Origin of the sequence: Photobacterium galatheae (assembly GCF_000695255.1) — a bacterium.
Taxonomy (GTDB): domain Bacteria; phylum Pseudomonadota; class Gammaproteobacteria; order Enterobacterales; family Vibrionaceae; genus Photobacterium; species Photobacterium galatheae.
In genome coordinates, this window is the sequence record NZ_JMIB01000032.1 from 36,273 (window position 1) to 54,580 (window position 18,308).

The 18,308-nt window shown below is 54.0% G+C and carries 12 protein-coding genes; 1 reads left to right on the forward strand and 11 read right to left on the reverse strand.

The window, feature by feature from the left end:
* Positions 1 to 275 precede the first annotated feature (275 nt).
* The gene (locus tag EA58_RS16070; protein ID WP_036755325.1) at positions 276 to 773 is read left to right on the forward strand and encodes a gluconokinase; all 498 of its coding nucleotides are present in this window, start codon (positions 276 to 278) and stop codon (positions 771 to 773) included.
* 208 nt (positions 774 to 981) lie between these two features.
* On the opposite strand, the gene EA58_RS16075 is transcribed toward EA58_RS16070, so the two are convergent.
* The 11 genes from EA58_RS16075 to EA58_RS16125 form a co-directional block, all read right to left on the reverse strand.
* Positions 982 to 2,904: a beta-N-acetylhexosaminidase gene (locus EA58_RS16075; RefSeq protein WP_036755092.1), complete on the reverse strand. Its 1,923-nt coding sequence runs from the start codon at positions 2,902 to 2,904 to the stop codon at positions 982 to 984.
* Positions 2,905 to 2,913: 9 nt separating this feature from the next.
* Entirely contained in the window at positions 2,914 to 3,801 is an 888-nt protein-coding gene (locus EA58_RS16080) for a glucosamine kinase nucleotide-binding domain-containing protein (RefSeq protein WP_036755095.1), read from the reverse strand.
* Positions 3,794 to 5,530 carry a glycoside hydrolase family 9 protein gene (locus tag EA58_RS16085; protein ID WP_036755098.1) on the reverse strand — a complete coding sequence of 579 codons (1,737 nt, stop codon included), beginning with the start codon at positions 5,528 to 5,530 and terminating at the stop codon, positions 3,794 to 3,796. Before EA58_RS16085 ends, EA58_RS16080 begins: the two co-directional genes overlap by 8 nt.
* Positions 5,531 to 5,583: 53 nt before the next feature.
* Positions 5,584 to 6,579 carry an ABC transporter ATP-binding protein gene (locus EA58_RS16090; RefSeq protein WP_036755102.1) on the reverse strand — a complete coding sequence of 332 codons (996 nt, stop codon included), beginning with the start codon at positions 6,577 to 6,579 and terminating at the stop codon, positions 5,584 to 5,586.
* A gap of 23 nt (positions 6,580 to 6,602) precedes the next feature.
* Positions 6,603 to 7,568, reverse strand: a complete 966-nt coding sequence (locus EA58_RS16095) for an ABC transporter ATP-binding protein (RefSeq protein WP_036755105.1) — start codon at positions 7,566 to 7,568, stop codon at positions 6,603 to 6,605.
* A complete protein-coding gene (locus EA58_RS16100) occupies positions 7,565 to 8,596 on the reverse strand; it encodes an ABC transporter permease (RefSeq protein ID WP_036755107.1) in 1,032 nt (343 codons plus the stop codon). Before EA58_RS16100 ends, EA58_RS16095 begins: the two co-directional genes overlap by 4 nt.
* Positions 8,597 to 8,598: 2 nt before the next feature.
* Entirely contained in the window at positions 8,599 to 9,588 is a 990-nt protein-coding gene (locus EA58_RS16105; protein ID WP_036755109.1) for an ABC transporter permease, read from the reverse strand.
* Positions 9,589 to 9,731: 143 nt separating this feature from the next.
* Positions 9,732 to 11,405 (reverse strand): ABC transporter substrate-binding protein, encoded by a 1,674-nt coding sequence (locus tag EA58_RS16110; protein ID WP_036755111.1) that lies wholly within the window; start codon positions 11,403 to 11,405, stop codon positions 9,732 to 9,734.
* Positions 11,406 to 12,044: 639 nt separating this feature from the next.
* Positions 12,045 to 15,476 carry a response regulator gene (locus tag EA58_RS16115; protein ID WP_036755328.1) on the reverse strand — a complete coding sequence of 1,144 codons (3,432 nt, stop codon included), beginning with the start codon at positions 15,474 to 15,476 and terminating at the stop codon, positions 12,045 to 12,047.
* Positions 15,477 to 15,745: 269 nt separating this feature from the next.
* Positions 15,746 to 16,786, reverse strand: coding sequence for a 16S rRNA (guanine(1207)-N(2))-methyltransferase RsmC (gene rsmC, locus EA58_RS16120; RefSeq protein ID WP_036755113.1), 1,041 nt, complete (start codon positions 16,784 to 16,786; stop codon positions 15,746 to 15,748).
* Between the two features lie 74 nt (positions 16,787 to 16,860).
* Positions 16,861 to 17,943, reverse strand: coding sequence for an AI-2E family transporter (locus tag EA58_RS16125; protein ID WP_036755115.1), 1,083 nt, complete (start codon positions 17,941 to 17,943; stop codon positions 16,861 to 16,863).
* Positions 17,944 to 18,308 lie beyond the last annotated feature (365 nt).

Consider the following 18,308-nt stretch of genomic DNA (forward strand, 5'->3'; position numbering starts at 1 on the left):
GTTTAGGTATATGTGCGCTGTGTCTTATATTGTAGATAAAGATGATTCAGGTGACGTTATTGTGATGCCCTTCATAGACAGAATTGTGTGTATTTCTTAACCAATGTCTCAAGTGCAATGCAGTTCGAGATCACTTCGCGTCAGGTTTAGAAGTGACCTTGTCTTCCTGCGGTCAGCACTGTGGCGATCAGCGAAACATTTCAGTCAAATATTTCAGCGAAACCTTGTAATCTTCCAGAAATGTTCCTGATGACATGAGGGCAGAGAGGATGGCGGTGAAACCGAGAAAAATGATGGTGATGGGTGTATCCGGCTGCGGTAAAAGTACGATCGGTCGTCGTCTTGCCCGGACGCTGGGGCTGAAGTTCTTTGATGGTGACGATTTTCATTCGCCCGAGAGCGTGAAAAAGATGCGTGTGGGGATCCCGCTGACCGATGCCGATCGTGCCGAATGGCTGGCTCGCCTGAACCAGTTGTTGCGTGATGAGCCTCATGTCGTACTAGCTTGCTCGGCGCTGAAACCTGAATACAGAGTGCAGCTTTCACAAGGCGTTGAAGAGCTGTGCCTGATTTATTTACAGGGCGATGTCGAGACGATTTGGCAGCGCTATCAGCAGCGTGACAATCACTATTTTACCGGCCGGAGCATGCTGGAAAGTCAGTTTTCGACGCTGGTGGAACCTGAACTGGGCGAAGCCCTCTGGATTGATATTCGCCAGTCGCCGGATTCTGTGCTGAGCGATATCCTCAATCGTCTGCCATCACCTTGCTGACGGACGAACAGGATACGGTTCCAGTGGTTGACCGCTCAGTAAAATCTCAGCAGTTAAAACCGGGCACGAAAGATCGGACAGAAAAAAAGCGGGGACCGATGGTCCCCGAACATGTCGCCAACACAACCCTCTAGGATGTCAATAACACTTCACGACACATGAGGGAACCCTGTCTGTGTACAACTTGGCCGCAGGATTCCCGGCATGTTTAAGAACACGGACGGTAGTTCACGCCGATTCGGTCTAAATGACGGAGCTGACCGTTGAGGCGTGCTTTAAAGTCTTCCCAGTCTCGTTGCTCCGGCGGACACCAGCAGACTTCGCTGACCGCGAGCAGGCGCGGGAACAGCAGGTAGTCAAAACGGGACTGGCTGAACACATGCTCGCACCACAGAGCGCACTGAATTCCCAGGATTTGATCCAGTCTCGGATCTGTCGCTGCCAGTTCGGCCAGCGGACGATAGCTGTAGACCGTTTCCAGCGGCAGGAACCCGGCCCAGTTGGCCCCGGGCTCTTCGGCAGAATGCCCCTGAGCCAGATCCAGATAGGTATACTGGGCTGGCTGCATGATCACTTCATAGCCATTGCCTGCGCATGTCAGACCGGCTTCTTCGTTCATCCAGGGCAGGACAATGGTGTGTTGACTGACCTTGTCGCCTTTGACGACTTCCTGCCATCCCAGCATACGCTTGCCTTTCTGAGCCAGATAGTCTTCAACAAAACGCAGGATATGTCCCTGTAACTCGAACGGATCCTCGTATCCATGCTGCTCCATCATCGCACGGCAGGCCGGGCTGTCGGTCCATACACCGCTGGGGACTTCGTCTGCGCCCACATGCAGGTAAGGGGCAGGGAAGAGATCGCAGACTTCGTCCAGCACAGCGGTCAGGAAGGTATAGGTGCCGGGCAGAGCCGGAGACAGCACGTTGTCCGGGTAATTCTGGATACTGCGATAGACGGAGCGATCGGCCGGATCGATCAGTAATTCTGGCAGCGACTTGATCGCGGCGCGGCAGTGGCCGGGAATATCGATCTCCGGGATCACCTGAATGCCACGGTCGGCGGCGTATGCCACAATCTCGCGGATTTCCTGCTTGGTGTAGAAACCGCCGTAGCGGCGATCCACGGTCGAAAACTGAGGTGCCAGTACCTCTTCAGGGCCGCGCCAGGCACCGATCTCGGTCAGGGCTGGGTAGGCATCAATTTCGATCCGCCAGCCCTCATCGTCGGTCAGGTGCCAGTGGAAAGTGTTGAACTTATAGCGGGCCAGCTGATCCAGCAGCCGCTTGATCCGGGCCACGGGATGGAAATGCCGGGCACAGTCGAGCATCATGCCCCGGTGGCCATAGTGGGGTTGATCATGGATGTCCACCATCGGAATGCTCAGCAGGCTTTCTATCTGGTGTGATGGATGAGTTGGCAGTAACTGTAACAGACTGGCCGTTGCATGGCTGAATCCGGCGGCTGAACTGGCTTCCAGCCAGATGTGGTCACACTCGACCAATAAGTGGTAAGCGCCTTCTGCCAGCTCTGGTTTGTATTGATAATGAATCTGGCCGTCCGCGCTGACTGACAGGGGCGTGTCCAGCCAGTGTGACAGCTCCTGCTGCAGCCAGTTGACACTCCCCTGTGCCGCTTCCGGCACTGCAGCCAGTGCGGTCTCCCGAAGGAACTGAAACTCACCCGGCAAGTGTGCCAGACGGGCGGGGGCCGGGATCAGGTTGATGGCTTTGGCTTCCGGTAAATCAATCTGCAGTTTTTCCTGTGCCGGCTGGCGAAGATTCAACGGAGTGACGATTACGGGCACGGCCTGACGATGCTGGCTGGCATAGAGACAGGCTTCTGTGATGCCATCGCTGTGCAGCGTTAACGGCGGCGTCTTGATGGTAAATTCGGTATAAAAATGGCTGTTTGCGGACAGGGCTTCGTTGCCGGTCGCAGACAGCGAACAGTAACTGCCGAGTTGCTTTAGCTGACCATGACTGACCGATGCCGGTTCTATCCAGCGGCTGAGGATAAAGTCCAGCGACCAGGCACGCAAAGGATGCTCCCCGAGATTATGCAGGGTCAGCGCAAAGCGGGATTCAGTATCAGTCTGATTGATCACGGTTAAATCAAGGCGATAGCTCATGATAGCCCCTTATCGTGGATACAGGTTGTGATCGCCCTGGGCGATCAGAATGGCACCGTCCATGGCGTCTCCCTGTGGGGGAGCCAGTCGGCGCTGAATGGCTGGTGTCAGCCAGGGCGCAATGCGTTCTGCAATGCCGCCCATCAGGCAGATCTGGTCTGCGCCGCGAGCGATCAGTGCATTGAGCCACATTTCAATGTCTGCGGCGGTCTGTTGCAGCAGGGCAACCGCCAGCGAGTCATTGGCTTCGGCCAGTCGGAAAATCTCCGGTGAAAACTGACCATAGTCACAGGGCAGGGCGGTTTTCGACCATTCGACAATGGCATCCACATCGTGGTCAAAGTGCGCCAGGACGAGACGCGCCAGTTCCGTCTGAGGCATAATGCCGTCGACGCTCAGCAGCACCTGCTGGATCAGGCGGAGTCCCATGACTGCGCCGCTGCCCTGATCTGAAATCGGAAATTCACGGCCACCGACCACAGAAATCTGTTTTCCCTGCCGCAGCAAACCGACGGAGCCGGTGCCGGCTATGAAAATCGCGCCGTCTCGTCCCTTCCAGGCTCCCAGACAAGCGCCATAGCCGTCGGTGTTCAGGGTGAGGCGGGCAAATGGGTGCGGCTGGGCCATAAAGTCATACCAGGCTGTGCGCTGTTCAGCGCCGGCCAACGCCAGCCCAACCGACATCTCGCCATAGTTTCGCTCACTGAGTCCGGCCAGTGATGCTGCGGTGGCAATCGCATCCAGAATCGATTTCATGGCAACGTCAGCGCCTAATAAGATATTGGCGCTGCCGGTTTTGGCTTCGGCCAGCACCTTGCCCTGGGTATCGCATAAGCGGGCCCGGCAGGACGTGCCACCCCCATCAATACCAACCAGATAACGAATATGTTCAGTCATGACGACGTTCCTTGAATTGCAGGGACACAGCCAGCAGATACCAGGCCGCATGCGGGATCCATTGTTCTCCCCAGCGCCAGTTCTGGTAGGTATCGTCGGCCTGAGGGGCTGGCGCGAAGGCAATATCTGCTTCGTTATCGAAGCCGGATGTGATCCCGTTACACACACCGCCTCTGGCGTTAAAAAATCCCAGATGTGGCAGGTATTCAGGATTGTTTCTGCCAGCGCCATCGAGCATACAGCGGTCAAATGGATTCAGTCCCAGAATCCAGTTCAGTAACTGTTGGCCGTAGACCTTCAACTGTCGGCACAGATCCGCATCACTGACCACAGGGGCGGCCATAAAAGCCATCGCGGCCAGTGAACCCAAGCGGGCATTTTCGCCCTGCCACCAATAGCCGCTTTCATTGTGGTGTGGCATGAAAAAGCGGCTGTGTTTGTTGCCGTCAACCGCTTTGACATACTGGCGCGGATAACCAAAGGGGTTTGCGACCGCATGGGTGATGTTCAGTTCAAACTGTAATGCATTGTCCAGCACCTGACGGATGGCCTGCAGGCGAGGCTGTTCCGGTTCAACGTGCAGGTATTGCAACAGGCTGATCACGGGCAGACCGGCTTCGACTGCGTGGTAATACGGGCGGCTGCCATCCGCGTTGGCGCTCCAGTAAAACTGCTGCTGACTGTCACTTTGCTGACGTGCTGCCAGACGTTCCGCCCAGTGACGGGCTTCCGTCAGATAGCGGGACTGTTCCGTGGCTTTGAGCAGCTCGACGGCGGCCAGCAGCGCACAATATTCATCAATGATATTTTCCTGACCGTCATCCAGATAGCGGCTGTTGTGCGCTTTCAGATGCCAGTAACCTGTCTGTGCAGCAATCAGGTAAGTTGCTGCGTTTTCAAGATGCCCCAGTTCCAGTCTGGCAGCGGCCGGACTGTGTACCAGTCGCGACGCTGCAGCCAGCGCGGCAATGGTGACACCACCGCCCTGACGGAAGCCAGCCTGAAAATGGTCTGTTTTGATTCCCTCCTGCGTTGAATAACTACAAATCTCCCGTTGCCCGGTGGATTTACTCCACTTATCGAACACTGTCATATAAAAATAACCCTGCGGAGAAAGCATCCGCAGTAAAAAATCCGCGCCATAAAGTGCCTCTTCAATCAGGCGGACGCGGGAAAAATCCGCAAAGGCGGGGTCATCCTGCAGCGACTCAAAGGCAGTGAGCATGTTCCACACCACCATCGGCGTCTGCTGGGGATTCAGGTAATTGGCATAGGACAGGTGACTGAGATATTTGCTGACGTCACCGGAAGCGTCATACCAGCCTCCGTGGACATCGACGGTCTCCTGACTGCCAAACAGCGGGACGGCACGATCGCACTGATCGAATTTGCCACCACAGCGCTGGGATTTGAAATAGTGCAGCACATCACTGAAGGTACGCTGCATCAGTAAACCTTCACCAATCTCGAAATCTGCCGACTCAGTGTCACCGAGGTGGAGCCTGTATTGGCCGGATTCCTGCCAGGTACTGAAATCGATCTGAGCAGCAGCACCGGTGTGCCACGCATCAGTCTGCTGACTGATGGAAAGTGTCAACTGCATCACCGGCTGTTGATCCCGGCTGCGGATCAGGGTCGCCTCTGTATGTGACAAAGGGGCCTGATGCTGGACGATGGCAATCTTACTGCCAGTGCGTTCATATCCGAGGTGGTTGATTAACAGCTGCATAGATTTCCTTTATTATTGTTGGTTTTTGGGCTTTCTGTCGGCATTGGCTCGACTTAGCTTTGGTACAGATAGCAGCGGACAAAATGGTTTTCTGCCAGTTGCGTGACTTCCGGTAGTCGCTGGCGGCACTGTTCCGTCGCATGGCTGCAACGTCCGGCAAACGGGCAGCCCAGGCTTTCCGGTGTCCAGAGCGGAATATCCCCTTTGTTGCCAGCCAGCGGTTCATGGATCGATTTACTCGGATCAGGCACAGCGGAGATCAGCAACTGAGTATAGGGGTGCTGCGGATTGTGGATGATCTCTTCCGTATCGCCCCATTCCACCATATGGCCGACATACATGACTGCCAGATCCTCAGCGATATAACGGGCTGTCGCGATGTCGTGCGTGATATAGAGCAGCGCCATTTCCCGTTCGAACTTCATCTCTTCCATCAGGTTGAGTACCCCGGCTCGAATGGAAACATCCAGCATTGAGGTTGGTTCGTCTGCCAGAACCACTTCGGCACCGACTGCAATATTCCGGGCCAGATTCACCCGCTGACGCTGACCGCCGGACAGTTGGTGCGGGTACTTGGCGGCGGTTTCTTTCGGCGGGATCAGGCCAACCTGTTCCAGCAGCGTGTAGACTTTTTCTTCCAGCTCTTTTTTATTGCCCTTGCTGATTTTGTTGTGGATCAGCAGCGGGCGGGCAATATGGTGAAAGATCGTGTGGGTCGGGTTCAGGGAACCGAACGGATCCTGCCAGACCATCTGCACGCCCTGACGGTACTGCATCAGGTCAGTTTTCCTGGTGATGCTTTGAATGTCTCGACCGTAGTATTCGATGCTGCCGGCGGTTGGCTCGTACATTTTGGCAATCATCTTGGCCGTGGTGGACTTACCCGAGCCTGATTCACCGACGACCGCCAGACCGCGGCTTTTGTACATTTTAAATGACACCTGATTCAGTGCCCGCATCTTGGATTTGGCCAGAGAATTGCTGTTCACCGCAAAGTCTTTGACCAGATTTTTCCCTTCGATAATTGGGGTTCCGACTGGATTGCTCATCTTGCCTCCGATCCTTCTTATTCTTACTTGTTATACAGGTGGCAGTTGCTTAAACGGCCGGGTTCCAGTTGGCGAAGTTGCGTGCTTTGTGAAAAACAGGCGTTATGGGCTTTGCTGCATCGCGCCTGAAAACGACACCCCTGCGGCACATCCAGCAGATTGAGCGGGTTGCCCGGAATTCCCTTCAGACGGGTTTTTGGCCCGGTCAGTGGCGGGAAAGAACTGCTCAGCCCTTCGGTGTAAGGGTGATACGGTGTCTCCAGAATTTGCTTGGATGGTGCCACTTCGACCAGTTCACCGGAGTACATGATGCCGATGCGGTCTGAGAACTCGACCATCAGCGACAGGTCATGAGTAATGAAGAGAATGGCGAAGCCGAATTCTTCTTTCAGCGCGTAAATCTTTTGCAGGATTTCACGCTGTACCACCACGTCGAGCGCTGTCGTGGGCTCATCCATGATGATCAGCTTCGGATTCAGTGCAAGGGCAATCGCAATTACCAGTCGCTGACGCATGCCGCCGGAAAACTGATGTGGGTAATCCTGCAGGCGATCCGGATGGATATCGACAATCTCCAGCAGGCCCTGTGCGCGTCGCACGGCCTGCTCCCGGGTCAGGTTGGTGTGATGCATTATCACGTCACAGAACTGCTCTTCCAGCGTCAGTACCGGGTTGAGCGCATTCATGGCACTCTGGAACACCATGGACATTTCGCTCCAGCGGAAGCTGCTGAGCTTTTGATCGTTGAATTTCAGGATGTCGCCATGACCATCAAACAGGATTTCTCCGCCGGTAATGAACGCAGGCGGCTTATGCAGACGCATCAGCGAAAAGGCCACGGTAGACTTGCCACAGCCGGATTCGCCAGCCAGCCCGAAGACTTCGCCTTTACCAATGTCGAAACTGACATTGTTCACGGCGCGGACATCTCCGGCGTCGGTGATGTAGTCGACGCACAGGTTACGGATAGATATTTGTGGTGTGGTCATGACTTCTCTCCTCCCTGAAATGCAGGCTGAGCGGTTACTTCGGAAGCAACTTGTGCCGCTTGGTTTTTCTTGGCCATGTTCTTCCAGCGGCGCAGACCCTTATGGGAACGCAGCTGCGGGTTGGCTATTTCATCGACAGCGAAGTTCAGCAGGGCCAGACCAATCGCAATCAGGGTCAGTGCTACACAAGGGGCCAGCAGTTCCCACCAGGCACCGACCAGCATGGAAGATGAGGTCTGTACGTTGTAGAGCATGATGCCCCAGCTGATGGAGTTCGGATCGCCCAGTCCCAGGAAGGACAGCGTGGCTTCTGTCATAATGGCCAGCATCACAGAGCCGATGAAGCTGGCACCGATGATGGAAATCAGGTTCGGCAGAATCTCGACAAAAATGATGCGCCAGGAGGATTCACCCAGCACTTCAGCGGCTTTGACGAACTCTTTTTCACGCAGGGACAGGGTTTGTGCCCGCACAACCCGAGCGCCCCAGGCCCAGGACGTCATGGCAATCACAATGGTGATGGTGAGTGGCCCAGCCTGACCGATGAAGGCTGCGATGACGAACAGCAACGGGAGCTGAGGCATCACCAGCATGATATTCATGGCCGCTGTCAGCACATCATCCACCCGGCCGCCAAAGTAACCGGCAGACACCCCAATGACGGTGGCCAGGAAACAGACCATCAGACCGGCACCAAAGCCGACCGCCAGCGAGGTACGGGCACCGTACACCAGCTGCGACCAGATATCACGGCCCATGCGTGAGGTGCCCAGCACGTGATCCGCTTTCTTCGACATCCGCAGAGTGCGTTTGTTGTCTGCCAGATTCTCAGCGACCCAGCCATCCGGATTGTTCTGCGCGGCTTTGACCACAAAGGATGGATATTCATGCGGGTTGCCGGTGCGGCGATCCGGATCATGCTTGGTGACCAGAGGCGCAAAGACCGCAGCCAGGATAAAGCAACTGATGATGATCAGACCTGCCAGTGCTTTATTGTTGTTTGCCAGGAGCTTGATAAAACCTTTCATGATTATTTACCTCCCTTACGCAGGCGAGGATCCAGGGCCACAATCAGCAGATCGGCCATGAAGTTAAAGAACAGCATAAACAGGGTCATGATCAGTAGCTGGCCTTGCAGTACCTGATAGTCACGGGCGTGAATGGCATTGAGCATCACGGTGCCCAGCCCCGGATAGTTAAAGATAATTTCGACAATCAGCTGACCACCGATCGCCATCCCCAATGCCATCGACAGGGCCGTGACGCTGGGTAGCATGGCGTTGCGGGCAGCGTAGTTGAAGACCACACGGTTTTCATTCAGACCCTTGCCTTTCGCCATGGTGATGTAGTCTTCGTTGAGCAGGTTGATCATGTTGTTTCGCATGTTGATCAGGAAGCCGCCGATTTGAATGGCCGTGGCACAGATCAGAGGAAGCACGGCGTGATAGAGCACATCCTGATAGAAAGCCAGGCTTGTCCAGTCCGGCAGAGTACCCGGCGTGTACGCATAGCTGGTTGGAAACCACTTCAGACCCAGACCAAAGGTAAACAGCACCAGCATGGCAATGACCACAGGCGGAACCGCCTGAATCACCAGCATCCCCGGAGAAATAAAGGCATCGTATTTACTGCCGCGCTTCCAGGCGGCGAAGATACCGAGCACAGAGCCGATGCAGAACGCGAGAATGACCGCGGAACCAGCTAAGAATAGCGACCAGCCAAGTGCCCCGCCCAAAATGTCATTGACCGATTGCGGGTAGAATTTGATGGAGATCCCCAGATCCCAGTTCAGAATGCTTTTGATGTAGGTGAAATACTGCTGATACCACGTCTGAGCTTCATCAAAGCCCAGCAGTTTTTTCATGGCTTCAATTCGTTCGGCGGTGACCTGAACCGAAGCGTTGGCGAACATCATGGTCACCGGATCGCCGGGCATTGCCCGGGGAATTGCGAAGTTCAACGTGGCTGCAAACAGCAGGGCAACCAGGTAGAACGATAAACGACGTAGAAAAAATCCCATAACTCACACCTTTCCCAACCAGTGACATCACGACCCTGGGCTGAACTCTGGACGAAAAACCCCCTGACGTCTCGCGCCATACGCTTAAATAGTGTGGGGGAAGAGGCGGTGCGCAAGAAGACGCACCGCAAATGAAGCAATAATTATGATTTTGGTTTCAGGTCGAGCACTTGCAGCAAACGCTCCGGAATGCCTGCCCAAACCATCGGACGACCTTTCGGATTCTGCTCGTTCCACCAACCGGTGAAATTCGTGGTGTTGTACTGGAACATGTCTGCACTGGACATCACCGGAACGGTTACCTGATTTTCAGCAATGATCTTCTGGATTTTGTGTGCCATCGCCATTTGCTTTTTCTTATCCGCGGTTTTGTAGAAACCGTCCAGAAGCTGGTCCAGCTCTGCATTCTTGTAGAAGTGCATTGCAAAGCGCGGGTTGCCTTCACCCTGCAGGCGGGAGTTGAAACCACTGTTCCAGTACAGGTGCGGATCGGCGCCGTTGAAGTAGTTGGTGTAGGACACATCGTAGCTGCCTTTTAGCATCGCTTCGTTATACACAGCGAAGTCTGGCGTGCGTGCTTTGGCCTGAATACCGACTTCCTGTAACTGCTCAACAGTCAGCTGAACGGTGTTGTTGAAGTCGGTCCAGCCATTGGGTGACTGAATATTCAGTTCGATTTTCTTCCCGGTTGGGGTTTCGACAAAACCGTCGCCGTCGATGTCTTTAAAGCCGGCTTTTTTCAGCAGCGCTTTTGAACCTTCAACGTTGTAAGTGTTGTATTGCTTGTACTGGTCATAAACCGTTTTATCAGACCAGGCTTTGAATCCGTCGCCCAGACCTGACGCATAATGGTTTGGTGTCCCGTTGCCGTAGAATGCGATATCAATAATGGTCTGACGGTCAATCGCCATGGAGAAGGCGCGGCGGAAATCAACATTGTTGATCGCTTCTTTATTCCCTTCTTTTGGCGACTTGTAGTTCAGCACGTATGACTGGGTTCCCGCGGCCGGATACCAATATTTATGATTTGGGTTTGCAGCGGCGTAGGTGCTGTCGATATCCGGAATGAAGGAAGACGTCCAGTCCAGCTCAGAGGCAATGACTTTGCTCAGCAACTGGTCGTTGTTGGCAATCTGCGGCATACGGATACAGTCGATATCCAGGTTCGCGTTGTCCCAGTAGTGTGGATTGCGGCACTGAATGTACAGCTGCGGCGTAAAGGTATCAATATCAGTAAACGGACCGGTTCCCACCGGATTTTCGTTGGCAAATGTCTCAGGTTCTTTCACCTTGCTCCAGATATGCGCTGGCACCACAGGCACGAACGACATTTCGTAAGGCACGTTGGAGTTCGCTTCTGTCAGATCGAAGGTGATTTTATTGCCGTCAATGTTGACATCTTTCACCCACTTGATGATACCGCGCTGATCAAGCGCCGGGTGCTTTTTCAGCAGGTCATAGGTGAAGGCAACGTCTTTGGCGGTAAATGGGGTGCCGTCTGACCATTTCACGCCATCGCGGATGACGTAGGTGACCTGCAGCAGGTCATCAGACATATAGAAATCTTTTGCCAGACGCATGACCGGTTCATTGCCGTGCATCTGGTTGAAAACCACCAGTTGTTCGAACACGAAGTCAGTGGTGGTTCGCAGATTGGTTTGCAGGTAAGGGTTGAAGTTACGTACCAGGGTCGGATAGAAATCCGGCACCATGGTCAGCTCAGTGCGCTCAGCACTCATCGCTGGAGAGGTCATAGCGGCTGCTGCGGCAGCCAGGATGGCAAGGGTTATCTTTGTTTTCTTTATGTTGGCAAGCATAGCTGTTCCTTACTCTTTGCTTTGTAGGGTTTTGCATCACTTAGGTTCCTCCTCCCTTCTATGGGGGAGGCTGTTTATCCACTCTGCGCGGGTTGAGTAACGCGACCCGTGCAGATGGCCTGTGGACATTCAGTGCCCTTAAGGAAACGTCTTCAGCGAGTGTTCGTCAATTGTATTGCACGTTAAAAACGTCAAAACGGCTTTGTGCGTTGTCAAAATCGTAAAAATCGGCGTTGATTTTACCTGTGCCGATCCGGATTTTCACTCAGAGAACGCAGAAAATCGTTTAAATTTGTAAGTGTTTACTATCGTTATATTGGCCTATTTATAAGGTTTTTTAGTCGGTTGATTCACGTTTTCAGATTTTTCCCGTTGAAGAACATCCCTTATTTTCACACGGAAATTTTTTGTGAAGGTTTTGTTGTGACTGACGTCTCATAACATGAATATTGTCATTAGAGACTCTCTGTTCTCCTGAAAAAGTCGATTTTTTCAGCAATGCATGGTGGGGATTTATCCATGTTTGGGGGTGAAAAATGGGGTTATTCTTCATGGGGAGAATTAAGTCGCGGTTCAGTTTCAGGCACGGTTCTGACACCTGAGCAGGCAGGCGTCTCACTGATGATGCAGAGGCTGTGTTTACTGGTTGATCATCAATTGCAGCTGATTTCGCATCTCAACGATGTTCTCCCGTTCGGCACCGGGCTGAGGGCATCGTTCCAGAACAAAGTCCAGCGTGTTGAGCACCGTGCGCCAGCGTGGTGTTTTCGGTAGCGTCTCAAGGTGCAGATACTTATCCAGTGTACGAGTCTGCAGTGTGCTGCGATCGAGATAGACGCGCCACAGGCCACTCTCTTCTGCCAGATCAAACTTACTTTTACCTGTAGTGCTTTCCCAGAACAGCAGGCTGCTTTTCATCACGTCAACCAGCAGATGGCGCAGCCGATCGGCTTTATCCGGCTGTGACAGGTCGAGACGGTCGGCCAACTGACTGAATTCGTCGCCCAGTTCACGCAGGCGCTGCAGATTGTGCTTGTCGCCATCTGAGGCAAAGCCGGACAGGACATCTACCGCATTTTCCAGCAGAGCAATCCGTTCCCCGGAGCTGGGTCCTTGCTGATCAAAAACGAACATCTGACTGAGGCCGGATTCGGCCGGTAACTGGATTAAATCGGTGGCCAGTGTCTGATTTTGTTCCTGAATCCGGTAAATGAGTTCGCCATGATAGTGGCGGTTCTTTTCAATCTCATCAGGGAGCTGGGTGAGCAGGAGATCCTGAATGGAAAGCCGCTCTAACTGAGCTGGAGCACGCTGGAATAACTGGCCGGCCGCATTGTTGGCATACCGGATACGGCCGTCCTCCCGGGCGCAGAGGATCGCTTCGCTGGTGGACTCCAGCAGCCCCAGCAGCCGCGTCTGGGTATCCAGCAGGGCAGCCTGAACCTGTTCACGATGGCGGATTTCCTGTTGCAGGGCCTGATTCTCCTGCCGCTGGCGTTCTGTCTGTGCAGCCTGTAAGTGGGCACGAATGCGGGCCGACAGTTCATCTTTGTGAAAAGGTTTACTGAGGTAGTCGTTGGCACCGCATTCAAAGCCTTTGACTCTGTCCTGAGCCTGCCCTAATGCCGAGAGCATGATGATGGGCAGTTCCGTCATATTGTAGCGGGTGCGCAATTGCTGACAGACTTCATATCCGTTCATGCCGGGCATCATGACATCCAGCAAAATTAGCGATGGCTGCCGGCTTTCCATGATTTTCAGTGCCTGGGCACCGTTGTCTGCGGTGATCACCTGATAACCGGCAATGCGCAGAAAACTGGTGACGATCTGAAGGTTGACCGGTTCATCATCGACCACCAGTAACAGTTCACCATCCGGGTTGTCTGGTAGGGTTTCGGTCTCAAGGGTGCTTTGTTCCTGACGGGGGGCCTGAAAATGCGCCTGTGTTGCTGGCTGACAGTGGGCAATATCGGCTTCCGTTGCCAGTGGCAGGGTAAAGCTGAAGGTGGTGCCAATCATGGGCTGGCTGCTGACATAGAGGCTGCCCCCCATCAACTCAATGAGCTGACGGCTGATGGAAAGTCCCAGCCCGGCCCCTTGCCGGTAATTGGCAGAGCCGGTATTGGCCTGAACCAGCGGTTCAAAAATGTGTTCCAGTTGCTCCGCTGGAATGCCCTGTCCGGTATCCACCACCTGAACTCTGACCTGAGTTTCCAGGACGGTGGCCGAGAGAATGATTTTCCCTTCAGAGGTATATTTGATGGCGTTACCGACCAGATTATAAAGCACCTGTTCCAGTCGCTGTTCATCGGCCCGAACCAGAGGTAGATCCGGCTGAATCTGATTAATCATCCGAACCGGTTTGTTGTCGAGCAGGTGAGCGGACAGTTCCAGCACCAGGCGGTTGGCTGCGGCCAGATCGACGGCATGGGGCCGAATGTCGAGATCGCCATAACGCATTTTATGGTAGTCGAGCAGATCATCGACCAGTTTGGTCAGACGCTGACCACTGCTGATGATCATGTCCAGCTGGTGTTGCTGGCTGGCTTGCACCGGCCCGTTCGCCCCGGCCAGCAAGGCTTCCGCAATCCCCACCATCCCGTGCAGTGGCGTACGGAGTTCATGCGAGGTGGTGGCCAGAAACTCGTCTTTCAGCTTGTCGGCAGTCTGTAATTCTTCATTCTGTTGCCGGATCACGGCCAGATTCTGTTCTAATTCTGCATTTTGCTCCCGGATCAGGGTGATTTTTTCCCGGATCGAGCGTTGCATCCGAGCGAAGCTGATAGCCAGACGGCCGATTTCATCCCGGCGGTCGGTCGAGTTGATTTTCTGATCCAGATCGCCCGCTGAAACCTGCTCGGCAGCCCAGGTCAGCCGCAGCAGTGGTGCGGTAATGTAGTTGGATAGCCAGTGCGCCGTCAGCGTCACCAGCAGCACAGCCGTCAGGATTGCCAGCAGGAAGAATTCTTCCAGTTCGTGAATGCGTGCAAAGGCTTCCTGTTCGGGGAGTTCCACCACCAGTGCCCATGAATTGCCCAGCACATCAATGGGAGCGTAGGCACTCAAAACCGGGATTTGCTTGTAATTCAACAGGCTGCCAACACCGGTTTTACCGGACAGTGCCTGATCAATCCCAGGGCTGACCAGCTGGCCTGGCAACTGACTGTCATTGGGCAGACGCAGGCTGTGATCCGGGCCGACCAGCAGGGTCTGTACAAACTGGTTCCCCTCACTGCTGTTGGCCATGACGGCAGCGATAGCCCGGTTGCTCAGTTTGAAAAATGCATAGCTGTGCAGGTAGCCATGCTGGATGATCGGCGCTGCAAACCAGGCGGTTGCTTCTCCCGTGTCTTCATCCGCGGCAAAATCGGTATAAGTGACAGGTAACTGCTCTGACTTTTGCTCATTGAGTTGCTGGCTGGGGTTTTCCGCGCGGCGTTTCCGGTATTCATGTGTCAGCGTTTTGATACGACTGAATGTCTGGCTGAGCGTCGGGTATTGTGCGGTCTCGGTACTCAGACTGGCGGCAAATAATGCCGGGCTGTTCGAGGTGTAAACCACGTTGCCATCCAAATCGACCAGCAGGATATCGCTGAAGTCTGAGCGCTTCAGGTACGCTTCGTAAGCCCAGTGGTAGCGTTTATAAATCAGACGATAACGTTCCTGCACGATAAAATCCGGCGAGGTGTTATCGACATGGCCGGACAGTGGTCGGGTGGTCAGGGCTTCGTTGAAATATTCGCCCCGACTGGCTCCTTTGCTGAGACGCTGAATATCTCCCAGCTGGCGAAAAGCTCCGACGATGCCATAAAAGCGTCCGCCACTGGCATTCGCCAGTTCGGAGCTGACAAAGCTTTGAATTTCAGATTCTTTTGCAGCAAAAAAGGCATCCAGTTGCTGACTTTTGTTGTCGCGTAATGAGGCCAGGTGGCTGGTACTCTGTTCAGCCAGATCCCGGGTATGGGAATGAAGAAAGAACAGGGAAGACAATGTGAGTGGGATCAGGCTGAGCAGAAGAAACGCCAGCATCAGGGTATGCTGGAGGCGTTTGAAACGGGTGGTTTTCTGCATTGCTGACTGACCTTTGACCTGCGATTGACAAATGTGTCTGCGCTGCAACCGGGTGACATACTTCAGGGTGTCAAAATGAAAGCCGTATTTTTGACCGTTTAATAAGGCGGTTGCACCAGAACACCCGGTTATACTGAGTTTTTTTTCACAATCAAGGAAGTCTGCTGCGAAGCGTGTGCCAAGGCACAATTTTGGCGTTTTTGACGGATTTAGCGGGGAAAAGCGTGGAATTGATGCCCTGCCAGTCTCAGGAATGGCAGGGCAAGGGGTTATTTTTTCGCGTGATAAATTGAGAATCTATTGTTTTTCGCACGAATATCATAGCCACCCAGACACTGTTCCAGCAGAGGCGGATACTGCAGGAAGTTGTTGGCGACGATCACCAGTTCACCGCCTTCGTTCAGGTGGTCGGGTGCCTGTTTGATAAACTGCTCCGTCGCCGCATAGAAGGTTTTCAGGCCTGCATGGAAAGGCGGATTGCTGATCAGAAAGTCATATTGTTCCGGCAGCGAGGAATAGACATCTGTGGCAACAAAGTGGCCCTCAAGATGGTTTTCGCGGAACGTTTCCCGGGCGGATGCAATGGCCAGCGCACTGACGTCGGCCAGATCCAGGGTGATTTCCGGGTAACGGGTTTTCAGGACTGCACCAATCACTCCGGCACCACAGCCGAAGTCCAGCACCCGGCCAGAGAGGGCTGGCAGGTTCTCAATCAACAGGAGTGAGCCCTGATCAAACTCGCCATGGCTGAACACGCCCGGTAATGAGCGGATGGTCAGGGTTTGCTCGCCGACGCTCAGCGGGTAGCTGCGGAACCAGTCGTCCATCTGGAAGGCCGGTACCTCATTCTGGCAACGTCCCCAAAAGAAGCTGCAGCGGCGGGCGGAATCGTATTTGTTGATCGGCCCGTAAGCGGCGAACATCTTTTCAGCACTGCGTACACCACTGCGGTTTTCACCCACGATGCAGATTTCGGTGTCTTTACCGCACCGGGCCAGCAGCATGGCCAGCAGGTACTCTGCTTCTGCTTTCGCTTTTGGCCAGTACAGCAGGATCATGTCTACGCCTTGCACGTCATCGGCAGACAGCTCAGCACCAAAATGACTGGTGATCTTGCTGCTGCGGCTCAGGGCGATGTGCTGGCCGTAGTGTGTGTTAAACACGTGCACACTGGCAGCCACTTTTGCCAGCTCAACCGGATAGAGATCGTCCAGCTCACCGGCGACCAGGACATGGCGGTCGGTAAAAAAGTCGGTTTGACGGGCCACTACCTGACTGGCAGGGCTAAAGGTTGCAGCATTGGCAGACATGAGAGCCTCTGTGGGTGATTCAGAATCGGGCGCGAATTGTTCCACAAAAGCGCCCGGATGGAAAGGCAGCCAGGTTACTGATTGTCCTGTTGTTCCAGGAAATCTTTAAACTCGACTTCATAGAGTTTAAACAGAACCAGCGTGACTGAGAAAATAATCGGGCCGTAAATCAGACCAATCAGGCCAAACAGGTGTAAACCGCCCAGGATCGAGAAGAAAATCAGCAGGGTATTCATGCCCGAGTTGCCCTGCATGAGCAGCGGACGCACGAAGTTGTCGATTGAACCCACCACGATGATCCCCCAGGCGATCAGAAACACAGCCCATTCCCACTGGTTGAGCAGGAGCAGATAGAGCGCAGCGGGCAGCCAGATTAACGCCGTACCAAACACCGGAATAAAAGAAGCGAAGGCCATCATAGAACCCCAGAATAAGCCGGGGAAGCCCGCCAGCCACATGGCAAAGCCACCGGCGATACCTTGTGCCAGCGCTGTCAGAAACGACCCCATGACCGCGGATTTCGCGACTTGTTCTACTTCCGTCAGCAGCGCATCTTCCTGGCTGCGGGACAGCGGCAGGACATGACGCAGGGTGGCCACAATCTTGCTGTGGTCACGCAACAGGAAAAACAGGACGAACAGCATCAGCATAAAGCTGAGGATGAGGTTGGTCGCATCACCGAGCAGTCTGGCACTGATGTTGAACAACTGCGTGCCAAGTTTGGAAGCTGCTGTTGCCAGCTTCTGTACAATGGACTGAACATTCAGACTTTCAAACGGAGACCATTTATTGATCGTATCCAGCGCCGTCTGGGCAAAAGGGTGAGCCAGCAGGTCTTGGGGGCCGCCGCTCGTCAGCCAGGCGTAGCTGTCTTTCGAAAAGGTCGAGCCTTGCTGCACAATGGAAGCAAAAACGATCAGCACCGGAATCACGATGATGAAAGTCAGGATGGTGCAAGACAGGATGGCGGAGCGATTCGGCCGGCCAAGTTTTTGCTCAATCCGGGCATGCAGCGGATAAAACAGCAGGGAAATGATAAAGGCCATCACAATCGGCCCCAGATACGGTTCGATCAGCCGGTAACTGGCATAAGCTGCCAGAACTAATGCGACAACGAGCATCCAGTGGCGTGACTGGGGTTGAAACGGTTTTGGCACGGGATTTCCCTCAAGCTGTTTTGAATACTTTCATCATTGCATCAGCTTGCGGGCGTGGCAATGATCAGCCCTGATCTTTCTCTGAAATTTCAGAGACATCAGTTCCGTGAATCTCATCGGGTGGGATTGAGGCAGTCGGGGAATACGAGCCGGAGAGGGAGCAGTAAATCTTCGCCATGTTGATGTTCTGAAACGGTGTCGGAATCATTCAGCCCCCCCGATGATACATTGTAAAAAGCACCTTTCTGGAATTTGATGGCGGGATCCACCGCCATCAGCATCACCCAACGCAGAAGATGGCGTACTCAGGCGTTTGATCGCTTACTTTCGATTTGCAGGCTCAAATTGTCGATTCGACAGGATGC

Bases quoted from the DNA above. Each gene is read 5' to 3' on its own strand.
- EA58_RS16075 (WP_036755092.1), bottom strand. From the start codon at position 2,904: ATGAGCTATCGCCTTGATTTAACCGTGATCAATCAGACTGATACTGAA.
- EA58_RS16080 (WP_036755095.1), bottom strand. From the start codon at position 3,801: ATGACTGAACATATTCGTTATCTGGTTGGTATTGATGGGGGTGGCACG.
- EA58_RS16085 (WP_036755098.1), bottom strand. From the start codon at position 5,530: ATGCAGCTGTTAATCAACCACCTCGGATATGAACGCACTGGCAGTAAG.
- EA58_RS16090 (WP_036755102.1), bottom strand. From the start codon at position 6,579: ATGAGCAATCCAGTCGGAACCCCAATTATCGAAGGGAAAAATCTGGTC.
- EA58_RS16095 (WP_036755105.1), bottom strand. From the start codon at position 7,568: ATGACCACACCACAAATATCTATCCGTAACCTGTGCGTCGACTACATC.
- EA58_RS16100 (WP_036755107.1), bottom strand. From the start codon at position 8,596: ATGAAAGGTTTTATCAAGCTCCTGGCAAACAACAATAAAGCACTGGCA.
- EA58_RS16105 (WP_036755109.1), bottom strand. From the start codon at position 9,588: ATGGGATTTTTTCTACGTCGTTTATCGTTCTACCTGGTTGCCCTGCTG.
- EA58_RS16110 (WP_036755111.1), bottom strand. From the start codon at position 11,405: ATGCTTGCCAACATAAAGAAAACAAAGATAACCCTTGCCATCCTGGCT.
- EA58_RS16115 (WP_036755328.1), bottom strand. From the start codon at position 15,476: ATGCAGAAAACCACCCGTTTCAAACGCCTCCAGCATACCCTGATGCTG.
- rsmC (WP_036755113.1), bottom strand. From the start codon at position 16,786: ATGTCTGCCAATGCTGCAACCTTTAGCCCTGCCAGTCAGGTAGTGGCC.